We start from the raw sequence: 11,813 nt of genomic DNA on the forward strand, positions 1-11,813 counted from the left end.
TCGGATTAGACTGCACTCCAATGCACGCTGACCGAGGAGTTTTTTATGGGCCTGCTGATTGAAGGACGCTGGCACGACCAGTGGTACGAAAGCAGCAAAGACGGCGCCTTCCAGCGCGAACAGGCGCAACGCCGCAACTGGGTGACCGTTGACGGCAAACCAGGCCCTAGCGGCGAAGGCGGTTTTCGCGCGGAAGCCGGCCGTTATCATCTGTACGTATCCCTGGCCTGCCCCTGGGCGCACCGCACGCTGATCCTGCGCAAGCTCAAGGGTTTGGAAAGCCTGGTCGATGTGTCGGTGGTCAGCTGGCTGATGCTGGAACAGGGCTGGACTTTCGACCGGGCCCTGGGCTCCAGCGGCGACCATCTGGATCATCTGGATTTCCTCCACCAACGCTACACCGCCGACACCCGCGACTACACCGGCCGCGTCACCGTGCCCGTGCTCTGGGACAAACAACAGAAACGCATCGTCAGCAACGAATCGGCGGAAATCATCCGCATGTTCAACAGCGCCTTCGATGACCTGAGCGGTAACGGCCTGGATTTCTATCCGGAGCCGCTACGCCGCGAAATCGACGAACTGAACGCGCGCATCTATCCGGCGGTGAACAATGGCGTGTATCGCGCCGGCTTCGCCACTTCGCAACAAGCCTACGAAGCGGCCTTCGACGATCTGTTCGCCGAACTCGACTGGCTGGAACGGCGCCTGGGCGGCCAACGCTACCTGGCCGGCGAATACCTGACGGAAGCGGACATCCGCCTGTTTACCACGCTGATCCGCTTCGACGCGGTGTATTACGGTCACTTCAAGTGCAACCTGCGGCGGATCGCCGACTATCCGAACCTGTCGAACTGGCTGCGCGAGCTGTACCAATGGCCGGGGATCGGCGAAACCGTGGACTTCACCCATATCAAGGGGCACTACTACGCCAGCCATCGCACCATCAACCCGACCGGCATCGTGCCGAAAGGGCCGGCGCAGGACTTCGATGCGGCGCATGATCGCGAGCGTTTGAGCGGGCGTGGAGTTTGGCGCAAAGGTTGAGATCGCTATCGCGAGCAAGCTCGCTCCTACAGGGATCGCGGATACCTGTAGGAGCGAGCTTGCTCGCGATGCTTTTGTCAGACCTGCGACTGCGCGCCTTCGAACCAGGCGAGCTTCTCGCGAAGCTGCACCACTTCGCCGACGATCACCAGGGTCGGCGCATGCACTTCATGCTCCGCCACCAGCTTCGGCAGATCCGCCAGGGTGCCGGTGAACACTCGCTGGTTGGCGGTCGTGCCCTGCTGGATCAAGGCGGCCGGCGTATCCGCCGAACGGCCATGCCGGATCAGTTGCTCGCAGATCACCGGCAAGCCCACCAGGCCCATGTAGAACACCAGGGTCTGCGCAGGCGCGACCAGGTCGGCCCAGGGCAGATCGGTGGTGCCATCCTTCAGGTGTCCGGTGACGAAACGCACGGACTGCGCATAGTCACGGTGGGTCAAAGGAATGCCGGCATAGGCCGCGCAGCCACTGGCCGCGGTAATCCCCGGCACCACCTGGAACGGAATGCCATGGGCCGCCAGCTCTTCGATCTCTTCGCCACCACGGCCGAAGATGAACGGATCGCCACCCTTCAGACGCAGCACGCGCTTGCCCTGTTTGGCCAGGTCCACCAATTGCTGGTTGATCTGTTCCTGGGGCAAGGCGTGATCAGCGCGGCGCTTGCCGACATACACCCGCTCGGCATCGCGCCGGCACAGCTCGAGAATCGCCGGAGCTACGAGGCGGTCGTAGAGCACCACATCGGCTTGCTGCATCAGGCGCAAGGCGCGGAAGGTCAGCAGGTCCGGATCGCCCGGCCCGGCCCCCACCAGATACACCTCGCCCGGCGCATGGGGCGCTTCGCCGGCGATCTTGGCCTGCAGCAAGCGCTCGGCCTCCTCGCCCTGCCCGGCCAGCTGCCGGTCGGCGATCGGTCCCTGGAACACGTCTTCCCAAAAGGCACGACGCTGCTGCACGTCCGGAAACAGGCCTTTGACCTGATTGCGAAAACGCGCGGCCAGGCCGGCCAGTTGACCGTAGGTCGAGGGAATCCAGGTTTCCAGCTTGGCCCGGATCAGGCGCGCCAGCACCGGCGCATCGCCGCCGCTGGAGACCGCGATCACCAACGGCGAACGGTCGACGATCGCCGGGAAGATCACGCTGCACAGGGCCGGCGCGTCCACCACATTGACCGGCACGCAGCGCCGATGAGCGTCGGCGGAGACCTGGGCATTGAGCGGTTCGTCGTCGGTGGCGGCGATGATCAGCACGCAGCCGTCCAGGTCCGCCTCGACATAACCGCGCGACAGGCATTCGCCGCCGCTGGCCGTGACCAGCTCGCGCAACTGGGGTTCCACTTCAGGTGCAACTACCCGCAGCAGCGCACCGGCGTCGGCCAGCAGGCGGGATTTGCGCAAGGCAATCTCCCCGCCGCCGACCACCAACACACGACTGCCGCGCAGGTTATGAAACAGCGGCAGAAATTCCATTTAGCCGATGACCTCGAGGCCGCCCATGTAAGGCTTGAGCACCTCAGGCACACGGATCGAACCGTCGGCCTGCTGGTAGTTCTCCAGCACCGCCACCAGGGTACGACCGACCGCCAGGCCGGAACCGTTCAGGGTATGCACCAGTTCCGGCTTGCCGGTTTCCGGATTGCGGAAGCGCGCCTGCATGCGACGGGCCTGGAAGTCGCCGCAGTTGGAGCACGACGAAATCTCGCGGTACTTGTCCTGGCTCGGGATCCACACTTCCAGGTCATAGGTCTTGACCGCGCTGAAGCCCATGTCGCCGGTGCACAGCGCCAGGGTGCGGTAAGGCAGTTCCAGCAGTTGCAGGACTTTCTCGGCGTTGGCGGTCAAACCTTCCAGGGCTTCCATGGAGGTCGATGGCTCGACGATCTGGACCATCTCGACCTTGTCGAACTGGTGCTGGCGGATCATGCCGCGGGTGTCGCGGCCCGACGAACCGGCTTCGCTGCGGAAGCACGGGGTATGGGCGACGAACTTGATCGGCAGCTGCTTCGGATCGAGGATCTCGCCGGCCACGATATTGGTCAGCGACACTTCGGCGGTCGGGATCAGGTACAGATCGGCTTCGTTTTCACGGCTGATCTTGAACAGGTCTTCTTCGAACTTCGGCAACTGACCGGTACCCATCAACGCCGGTGCCTGCACCAGGTAAGGGGTGTAGGCCTCTTCGTAGCCGTGCTCGCTGGTGTGCAGGTTGATCATGAACTGCGCCAGTGCGCGGTGCAGACGGGCGATCGGTCCGCGCAGCAGGGCAAAACGCGCGCCCGACAGCTTGGCCGCGGTCTCGAAGTCCAGCCAGCCGTGTTTTTCGCCCAGGGCGACGTGGTCCAGGATCGGGAAGTCGAACGCCGTCGGCGTGCCCCAGCGGCGCACTTCGACGTTGCCCTCTTCGTCGTCGCCAACCGGCACCGATTCGTGGGGCAGGTTCGGGACGCCCTGCAGGATCGCATCCAGCTCGGTTTGAATGGCGTCCAGCTCAACCTTGCCGACCGCCAACTCGCCCGCCATGCGCTCGACGTCGGCCATCAGCGGCGCGATGTCTTCGCCGCGCTGCTTGGCCTGACCGATGGACTTGGAGCGCGCGTTACGTTCGGCCTGCAGTTGTTCGGTGCGGGTCTGGACGGTCTTGCGCTGTTCTTCCAGCGCTTCGATGCGTGCTACATCCAGGGCAAAGCCACGGGATGCCAGGCGGTCCGCTACGTCCTGAAGGTTGCTACGTAACAGTTTGGAATCGAGCATGTCGGTCTCTCGTTTATCAAAGTTTGGTCAGGGACAGGCCGGCCCAGGTCGCGAGCAGCCCGCCGAATACGCTGATGGCCGCATAGCCCAGGGCCAGCGGTATCTGTCCGCTTTCCAGCAGACGCACCGTATCCAGTGAAAAGGATGAAAAAGTCGTCAGGCCGCCAAGGAAGCCCACCATCAACCCGGCGCGCACCTCGATGGGCACCTCCGGGCGTATCAGAAACAGGCCGTACAGCACGCCGATCAGCAGGCAGCCCACGATATTAACGGCCAGCGTCGCGGTATAGAAGTGCCGCGGCCAATTGGCGCTGATCCAGTTACCGGTGGCAAAGCGCAACAGGGTTCCGGCAATACCACCCACCGAGACGGCAAGGATCAACGGGATCACGGTTTTCTCCGCTGCTTGGAGCTGGCCCGGTCAAGCTCCGTCAGGTGCTTGAGCTTCTCGCCGATCTTCAGTTCCAGGCCACGGGGCACGGGTTGATAGAAGGGTTGCGGCTCCAGCGCCTCGGGAAAGTAGTCTTCGCCGGCCGCGTAGGCATCCGGCTCATCATGGGCATAACGATATTCGTCGCCGTAACCCAGTTGCTTCATCAGTTTGGTCGGCGCATTGCGCAGGTGCAGCGGCACTTCCAGCGACCCATGCTCGGCAGCGCTGCGCATGGCGGCCTTGAAGCCCATGTACACGGCGTTGCTTTTTGGCGCGCAGGCCAGGTAGGTGATGGCCTGGGCCACCGCCAGCTCGCCTTCGGGGCTGCCGAGGCGCTCCTGCACGTCCCAGGCCGCCAGGCACAGGCTCAGGGCCCGTGGATCGGCGTTGCCGATGTCTTCGCTGGCCATGCGCACCACGCGCCGCGCCAGGTACAGCGGGTCGCAACCGCCGTCGAGCATCCGCGCGAACCAGTACAGGGCCCCGTCCGGGTTGGAACCGCGGACCGACTTGTGCAGCGCCGATATCTGGTCGTAGAAGGCTTCGCCGCCCTTGTCGAAACGCCGGCGGGTATCGCCCAACAGGCTTTGCAGCAGCTCGACACCGATTTGCGTCCCGTCTTCGGCGAGATCCGAGGCATTCTCCAGCAAGTTGAGCAGGCGCCGGCCATCGCCGTCCGCCGCTGCCAGGAGCATCTGGAAGCCTTCGTCGCTGAGGCTCAGCTGGCGCTTGCCCAGCCCGCGTTCCTCAGTCAAGGCCCGCTGTACCAGCTTGTGCAGCGCCGCCTCGTCGAGGCTCTTGAGCACATACACCCGGGCCCGGGACAACAGTGCGTTGTTCAGCTCGAAGGACGGGTTCTCGGTGGTCGCACCAATGAAAATCAGGGTGCCATCTTCGACATAGGGCAGGAAGGCATCCTGCTGCGACTTGTTGAAACGGTGCACTTCGTCGACGAACAGGATGGTCCGACGCCCGTACTGGGCCGCCTGCTGCTTGGCGATTTCCACCGCCTGGCGGATCTCCTTGACCCCGGCCAGTACCGCCGAGACCGTTTCGAAGTGCGCATCCGAGACTTTCGCCAGGAGCCGCGCCAGGGTGGTCTTGCCCACGCCCGGCGGCCCCCAGAAGATCATCGAGTGCAAGGCCCCCTGCTCCAGCGCTTCGCGCAGAGGCTTGCCGCGGGCGAGCACATGTTCCTGACCGACGTACTCGTCCAGGTTGGCCGGGCGCAGGCGCGCGGCCAGGGGTTGGGCGATCGGGTCACTGCGAAACAGATCCATGGCGGACGATTGAAACCTCTTGGCGTCGACTTATTCTTGGATCACGTCGGCACCCTTGGGGATGTCGAACTTGAACTTGGAAGCGGCGATCGGCTCATTGGCCTTGACCCCGGTGAACAGGATATTGGTGCGCTGGCCAACGCTGTCGATCAGTTGCATGTCATTCACCAGGCCATTGCGGAACGACAGGCGCAGGCTGTCGAACAGGGTGTCCTTGGTTTTCGGCTTGAGGATGAAGTCCACCACGCCACCGGCTTCCTTGGCGCTGATGTCGAAGCTTTCGCTGATTTTCGACACATCGCCCGACAACAACAAGGCTGGGGTCTGGGTCAGGCGCTGGTCCAGGGTCTTGATGGTGACCTGCTCCAGGTCCGGGTCCCACAGGGAAACCTTCTTGCCGTCGGAGACCATCAGTTGCTCCTGCGGCGCATCGGTGTGCCAGTAGAACAGGCCCGGGCGCTTCAGCGCCATGTCGCCAGCGGTTTCCTGCAGCTGGGTGCCGCTGCCGTCTAGGGTCAGTTGCGAGAAACGCGCGGTCAGGGTCTGGGACTTTTCGAGCAACTGGGTCAGGCGCGCCACGTCTTTCTGATCGGCATGGGCCGACAGCGTCGTTAAAGCCAGTACCGGTACCAGCAACATGCGGATAAGACGCATGGGAGTCCTCATTAGATTCGTGGAAAAAACCGGCGGCGCTGGGGCGCGCCGCCTGTGTCGGGTCATTAGTCGCGCATCGGACCCGGCGCTATCACTTCGCGCGAGCCGTTGGTGTTCATGGCGGTCACCACACCGGCCATTTCCATGGCTTCGATCATGCGGGCCGCGCGGTTGTAGCCGATCTTGAGCTTGCGCTGAACCGCGGAGATCGATGCCCGGCGGCTCTCGAGGACGAACTGCACCGCCTCGTCGTACAGCGCGTCGGTCTCGGCGTCGTCACCGTCACCACCGCCGCTGCTGCCGTCGAAGCCGCTACCGGCTTCTTCGACACCGTTGAGGATGTCGTCGTTGTACTCCGGTGCGCCACGCAGTTTCCAGGCCTCCACCACACGGTGCACCTCATCGTCGGAGACGAAGGCGCCATGGACGCGGATCGGCAGGCTGGTGCCCGGCGGCATGTAGAGCATGTCACCGTGCCCCAGCAGCTGTTCGGCGCCGCCCTGGTCGATGATGGTCCGCGAGTCGATCTTGCTCGATACCTGGAACGCCATGCGGGTCGGGATGTTGGCCTTGATCAGGCCGGTGATCACGTCCACCGACGGACGCTGGGTCGCCAGGATCAGGTGGATCCCCGCGGCACGGGCTTTCTGGGCGATCCGCGCGATCAGTTCTTCGACCTTCTTGCCGACGATCATCATCATGTCGGCGAATTCGTCGACCACCACGACGATGGTCGGCAGCTTGGTCAGCAGCGGCGCTTCGTCGTGAATACTTTCGCGGTTGTACAGTGGGTCGGTCAGCGGCGTACCGGCTTCGATCGCTTCTTTAACCTTGGCGTTGAAGCCCGACAGGTTACGCACGCCCATCTTCGCCATCAGCTTGTAGCGCCGCTCCATCTCGGCCACGCTCCAGCGCAGGGCGTTGGCGGCGTCCTTCATGTCGGTCACCACCGGGCACAACAGGTGCGGGATGCCTTCGTAGATCGACAGCTCGAGCATTTTCGGGTCGATCATGATCAGCTTGGCGTCTTCCGGGCCGGACTTGAACAGGATCGACAGAATCATCGCGTTCACACCCACCGACTTACCGGAACCGGTGGTCCCGGCCACCAGCAGGTGAGGCATCTTGGCCAGGTCGGTGATGATCGGCTTGCCGCCGATATCGTGGCCCAGGGCCAGAGTGACCGGGGATTTGAAGTTGTCGTATTCCGGGGTCGACAGCACTTCGGAGAAGCGCACGATCTGCCGGTCTTCGTTGGGAATCTCGATACCCACGGTGGTCTTGCCGGGAATCACTTCCACTACCCGCACGCTGGTCACCGCCAGCGAACGCGCCAGGTCCTTGGCCAGGTTGGCGATACGGCTGACTTTCACACCGGCGGCCGGCTGGATTTCGTAACGGGTAATCACCGGGCCCGGGTGGATCGAGTCCACCGACACCTCGACCCCGAACTCCTTGAGCTTGATTTCCAGCAGATGGCCGACAGCGGCCAGCGACTCGGGGGAGTAGTTGAGTTGTTTCTTTTCCGCCGGATCGAGAATAGAGATAGGCGGCAAGGTGCCTTCGACCGCGCTGTCGATGAACAGCGGGACCTGTTTCTCTTTCTGCACGCGCTTGCTGGGTTCGGGCGCTTTGACCGGGGCCGGGGCAATCACCGGCGGGACCTGTTTCTCACGGTCGGACATGTGCTTGCTCAGGGCCTGCTCGCGCTCGATCAGGCGCTCCTTGACCTTGGCCTGCTCACGCTTGTCGGTCACGGTCGGAGCGACCACTTCGTCGACCCGGGCATCCACTTCACGCAATTGGGCGACCAGTTGCTTGCGCTCGGTACGGGCCGCCCACCAGCGGTTGGCGGCGCCCTGGAACAGTTCGAACAGGTCGAGGGTGATCTTGCCGGTCACATCCATGACCTTGAACCAGGAAAGATCGGTAAAAACGGTCAGGCCGAACAGGAACAGCGCGATAAACATCAGGGTACTGCCCTGGATATTCAGCGCGTTCTTGGCTAGGTCGCCCAGGCTTTCACCCAGCGCCCCACCTGCGCCAGCCGGCAGGCCGGTCGCCGCGTGGAAATGGATATGCGCCAACGCGGCACCGGACAGCACCAGGAATACCAGGCCGATCAAACGCCAGGAAAACAGCCAGCCGCTCCACTGCCACGGCTCATGGCGCTGACGGAAGATCTGATAAGTCTTGATCGCCAATAACAACGGGAAGATATAGGCGAAGTAACCCAACACCATAAACAGGATATCGGCGCTGTAAGAGCCCGCAGGACCACCGAAGTTCTGTACATCTTCAATCTTGCTGTTATGACTCCAGCCCGGATCGTCCTTGCCATATGTCAGCAATGCCATCATCAGGAACAGGCACAAGGCCCCAATGGCGATCAACGCACCTTCCTTGAGCCGGTAGTGCAATTGCTGGCGCCAGAGTGGGACTACTGTTTTAGGTGCTGCGGTGGATTTCTTCAAAACGCGTCTTTTCCTGCGCCATGGGCGCGTCCAACTGTTGATCGACTAAAAAATACTGCCCAATCCAGGCAGGTAAAAAAGTTGACGAGCGTAACTGGGGCTACTTTTAACATTCTGCCCACGCATTGCGAAACTGTAAGAGCTGCCGCGTGCAATGCCGATGTATTCCATATAGGGATACAAACCCGCATTGTACGGGTTTGTAAGCGCCGTGCCACGCTGCTCAATACTGGGTGTAGCATAATCAGGAACACTTTACGCAGTATTCAATTTGAGCATGCATTCTCTTTTGTGACAAAGGCTTATGAGGTGTTTTTATGACCGAAGCGAAGCATTCACGCCTGATCATTCTGGGCTCCGGCCCTGCCGGTTACAGCGCTGCCGTTTATGCCGCCCGCGCCAACCTCAAACCGACCGTCATCACCGGCCTGCAAGCGGGCGGTCAACTGACCACCACCGTCGAGGTCGACAATTGGCCTGGCGATGTCGAAGGCCTGACCGGCCCGGTGCTGATGGAGCGCATGCAAAAACACGCTGAACGCTTCGACACCGAGATCGTCTACGACCACATCCATACCGCGGAGTTGCAGCAGCGACCCTTTATCCTCAAGGGCGACAGCGGCACCTACAGCTGCGACGCACTGATCATCGCCACGGGTGCATCGGCCCAGTACCTGGGCCTGCCCTCCGAAGAAGCCTTCGCCGGCAAGGGTGTATCCGCCTGCGCTACCTGTGACGGCTTTTTCTATCGCAATCAAGTAGTTGCCGTAATCGGTGGCGGCAACACCGCCGTGGAGGAAGCCCTGTACCTCTCCAACATCGCCAAAGAGGTTCACCTGGTGCACCGGCGCGACAAGCTGCGCGCGGAGAAAATCCTCCAGGACAAGCTGTTCGACAAAGCCGCCAAGGGCAATATCCGTCTGCACTGGAACCAGAATCTCGATGAGGTGCTGGGCGATGCCAGCGGCGTCACCGGCGCCCGACTGCGCGACAGCCTGACCGGAGAGACCCAGGAACTGGCGCTGGCCGGCGTATTCATCGCCATCGGTCACAAGCCCAATACGGATCTGTTCAAGGGCCAGTTGGAAATGCGCGATGGCTATCTGCTGGTCAAGGGTGGCAGCGAAGGTGAAGTCACGGCTACCGGCATCCCGGGCGTGTTCGCCGCGGGCGATGTAGCCGACCATGTGTACCGCCAGGCCGTCACTTCCGCGGGCGCGGGCTGCATGGCGGCCCTGGATGCAGAGAAATTCCTCGACGACAACTGACCTCCCGACCTACGCTTGCGGCGGGCCTTGCAGGCCCGCCACCGCCCTCCCCTTCCGCAAGTCTGAATGCCATGCTGACCTGGTTACAACGCAACACCTTCGACTTTCCCCCGCTGGAAAAGGCCCTGCGCACCCCCAACGGCCTGTTGGCCGCCGGCGGCGACCTGTCGGCCGACCGGTTGATCCAGGCCTATCGCCACGGCTGCTTTCCCTGGTTTTCCGAAGGCCAGCCCATCCTCTGGTGGTCACCCGACCCACGCACAGTGTTATTTCCAGACGAACTGCATGTATCCCGCAGCCTGGGCAAGCTGCTGCGCCAGCAACGCTACCAGGTCACCTTCGATCAGGATTTTGCCGCGGTCATCAGCGCCTGCGCGGCGCCACGCCCTTATGCCGACGGCACCTGGATCACCGAATCGATGCAGGATGCCTACCTTGAACTGCACAAGCGCGGTTATGCCCATTCGGTCGAAGTCTGGGATCAGGGTTTGCTGGTGGGCGGGCTGTATGGGCTAGCAATGGGCCAGCTGTTTTTTGGCGAATCGATGTTCAGTCGGGCCGACAATGCGTCGAAATTCGGCTTCGTCACGCTGGTCCAACATTTACGGGCATGGGGCTTCGCCCTGATCGACTGCCAGATGCCCACCGACCACTTGCACAGCCTGGGCGCCCGCGCCATCCCCCGCCAGGAGTTCGCCGGCTATCTGCGGCGCCATCTGGACCAGCCCAGCCGCGCCATATGGGTTTCCTAGGCGGGTTTTGCCGGTGTGGCTTACACTTAATTCAAAGCTAATCCCGAGGGTTGATTCATGACCGAGTTGGCGCGTTTGAAGTTTTATGCCACTCAGCCCCACTCTTGCAGCTACCTGCCCGAAGAACAGGCGACCACGCTGTTCCTCGATCCTAGTCAGCCCATGGATGTGCATGTCTACGCAGATCTGTCGGAAATGGGCTTTCGCCGCAGTGGCGACCACCTGTACCGGCCGCATTGCCAGAACTGCAATGCCTGTGTTCCGGCACGCATTCCTGCCGCGCAGTTTGTACCCAATCGTCAGCAAAAACGTATTCTCAAACGCAATGCCGACCTGAAAGTCCAGCCTGCCAAACCGGGGTTCAGCGAAGAGTATTTCGACCTTTACCAGCGTTATATCGAGCAACGCCACGCCGATGGCGACATGTACCCACCCAGCCGCGATCAGTTCTCGACCTTTCTGGTTCGCGATCTGCCCTTCTCCAGATTCTACGAGTTCCGCCTCGATGGGCGCCTGCTCGCCGTGGCCGTCACCGATCTGCTACCCAATGGCCTTTCCGCGGTCTACACCTTCTACGAACCCGATGAAGAGCGCCGCAGCCTCGGCCGCTACGCCATTCTGTGGCAGATCGGCGAAGCCTTGCGCCTGGGTCTGGACGCGGTCTACCTCGGATACTGGATCAAGAACTGCAAAAAGATGAACTACAAGACCCAATATCGGCCCATTGAGCTGCTGATTAACCAGAGATGGGTCATCCTGAACTAGAAGCCCTTGGCTTGAACCCCACTTTTCGGGCACAATGCACGCCGCTTTTGCCTGGCGCAGTTGCACCGGGCCATTCATTGGACACCGAGGGCTTTACTGCATGTCGAAAGAAGACAGCTTCGAAATGGAAGGCACTGTCGTCGACACCCTGCCCAACACCATGTTTCGTGTGGAGTTGGAAAATGGGCACGTCGTAACCGCGCATATCTCCGGCAAGATGCGCAAGAACTACATTCGTATTCTTACCGGTGACAAAGTGCGCGTCGAACTGACGCCCTATGACTTGAGCAAAGGGCGCATCACTTACCGCGCTCGCTAAGCAAGTCAATACAAGACGCCCGGCCCATGCCGGGCGTTTTTGTTTGCCTGCGATTTACTCTGCCTGCC

Annotated in this window: 11 protein-coding genes; 5 read left to right on the top strand and 6 right to left on the bottom strand. The window is 61.8% G+C overall.

Annotated features, from left to right (window positions below; genetic code table 11):
* Positions 1-45 precede the first annotated feature (45 nt).
* On the top strand, positions 46-1,047 hold the full coding sequence (locus AC3RCP_RS20525) for a glutathione S-transferase family protein (RefSeq protein ID WP_492570970.1): 1,002 nt from the start codon (positions 46-48) through the stop codon (positions 1,045-1,047).
* Between the two features lie 77 nt (positions 1,048-1,124).
* Here AC3RCP_RS20525 and cysG read toward each other — a convergent pair whose 3' ends face one another.
* The 6 genes from cysG to ftsK all read right to left on the bottom strand — a co-directional run bounded on the left by cysG (position 1,125) and on the right by ftsK (position 8,641).
* Positions 1,125-2,519, bottom strand: coding sequence for a siroheme synthase CysG (gene cysG, locus AC3RCP_RS20530; RefSeq protein ID WP_274303979.1), 1,395 nt, complete (start codon positions 2,517-2,519; stop codon positions 1,125-1,127).
* Positions 2,520-3,800, bottom strand: coding sequence for a serine--tRNA ligase (serS, locus tag AC3RCP_RS20535; protein WP_492570969.1), 1,281 nt, complete (start codon positions 3,798-3,800; stop codon positions 2,520-2,522).
* A gap of 16 nt (positions 3,801-3,816) precedes the next feature.
* Positions 3,817-4,191 (bottom strand): fluoride efflux transporter CrcB, encoded by a 375-nt coding sequence (crcB, locus tag AC3RCP_RS20540; protein WP_007929222.1) that lies wholly within the window; start codon positions 4,189-4,191, stop codon positions 3,817-3,819.
* The gene (locus AC3RCP_RS20545) at positions 4,188-5,513 is read right to left on the bottom strand and encodes a replication-associated recombination protein A (RefSeq protein ID WP_492570968.1); all 1,326 of its coding nucleotides are present in this window, start codon (positions 5,511-5,513) and stop codon (positions 4,188-4,190) included. The genes crcB and AC3RCP_RS20545 overlap by 4 nt, the downstream gene beginning before the upstream one ends.
* A gap of 30 nt (positions 5,514-5,543) precedes the next feature.
* Positions 5,544-6,167 carry an outer membrane lipoprotein periplasmic chaperone LolA gene (gene lolA / locus AC3RCP_RS20550; RefSeq protein WP_007929220.1) on the bottom strand — a complete coding sequence of 208 codons (624 nt, stop codon included), beginning with the start codon at positions 6,165-6,167 and terminating at the stop codon, positions 5,544-5,546.
* 65 nt (positions 6,168-6,232) lie between these two features.
* A complete protein-coding gene (ftsK, locus tag AC3RCP_RS20555; RefSeq protein ID WP_101338475.1) occupies positions 6,233-8,641 on the bottom strand; it encodes a DNA translocase FtsK in 2,409 nt (802 codons plus the stop codon).
* A 317-nt stretch (positions 8,642-8,958) separates the two neighbouring features.
* On the opposite strand from ftsK, the gene trxB reads away from it, so the two are divergent.
* The 4 genes from trxB to infA all read left to right on the top strand — a co-directional run bounded on the left by trxB (position 8,959) and on the right by infA (position 11,745).
* A complete protein-coding gene (gene trxB, locus AC3RCP_RS20560) occupies positions 8,959-9,909 on the top strand; it encodes a thioredoxin-disulfide reductase (RefSeq protein WP_492570967.1) in 951 nt (316 codons plus the stop codon).
* A gap of 71 nt (positions 9,910-9,980) precedes the next feature.
* Positions 9,981-10,661 carry a leucyl/phenylalanyl-tRNA--protein transferase gene (gene aat, locus AC3RCP_RS20565; protein WP_102679835.1) on the top strand — a complete coding sequence of 227 codons (681 nt, stop codon included), beginning with the start codon at positions 9,981-9,983 and terminating at the stop codon, positions 10,659-10,661.
* A 57-nt stretch (positions 10,662-10,718) separates the two neighbouring features.
* Positions 10,719-11,426, top strand: coding sequence for an arginyltransferase (locus AC3RCP_RS20570; protein ID WP_087091617.1), 708 nt, complete (start codon positions 10,719-10,721; stop codon positions 11,424-11,426).
* 100 nt (positions 11,427-11,526) lie between these two features.
* Positions 11,527-11,745, top strand: a complete 219-nt coding sequence (infA, locus tag AC3RCP_RS20575) for a translation initiation factor IF-1 (protein ID WP_002553999.1) — start codon at positions 11,527-11,529, stop codon at positions 11,743-11,745.
* The last annotated feature ends 68 nt before the right edge of the window (positions 11,746-11,813 follow it).

It is taken from the genome of Pseudomonas sp. GW822-FHT05A08 (assembly GCF_058800485.1).

Coding starts and splice junctions, on each gene's coding strand:
- serS (WP_492570969.1), bottom strand. CDS start 3,800: ATGCTCGATTCCAAACTGTTACGTAGCAACCTTCAGGACGTAGCGGAC.
- infA (WP_002553999.1), top strand. CDS start 11,527: ATGTCGAAAGAAGACAGCTTCGAAATGGAAGGCACTGTCGTCGACACC.
- lolA (WP_007929220.1), bottom strand. CDS start 6,167: ATGCGTCTTATCCGCATGTTGCTGGTACCGGTACTGGCTTTAACGACG.
- AC3RCP_RS20570 (WP_087091617.1), top strand. CDS start 10,719: ATGACCGAGTTGGCGCGTTTGAAGTTTTATGCCACTCAGCCCCACTCT.
- AC3RCP_RS20545 (WP_492570968.1), bottom strand. CDS start 5,513: ATGGATCTGTTTCGCAGTGACCCGATCGCCCAACCCCTGGCCGCGCGC.
- aat (WP_102679835.1), top strand. CDS start 9,981: ATGCTGACCTGGTTACAACGCAACACCTTCGACTTTCCCCCGCTGGAA.
- cysG (WP_274303979.1), bottom strand. CDS start 2,519: ATGGAATTTCTGCCGCTGTTTCATAACCTGCGCGGCAGTCGTGTGTTG.
- AC3RCP_RS20525 (WP_492570970.1), top strand. CDS start 46: ATGGGCCTGCTGATTGAAGGACGCTGGCACGACCAGTGGTACGAAAGC.
- trxB (WP_492570967.1), top strand. CDS start 8,959: ATGACCGAAGCGAAGCATTCACGCCTGATCATTCTGGGCTCCGGCCCT.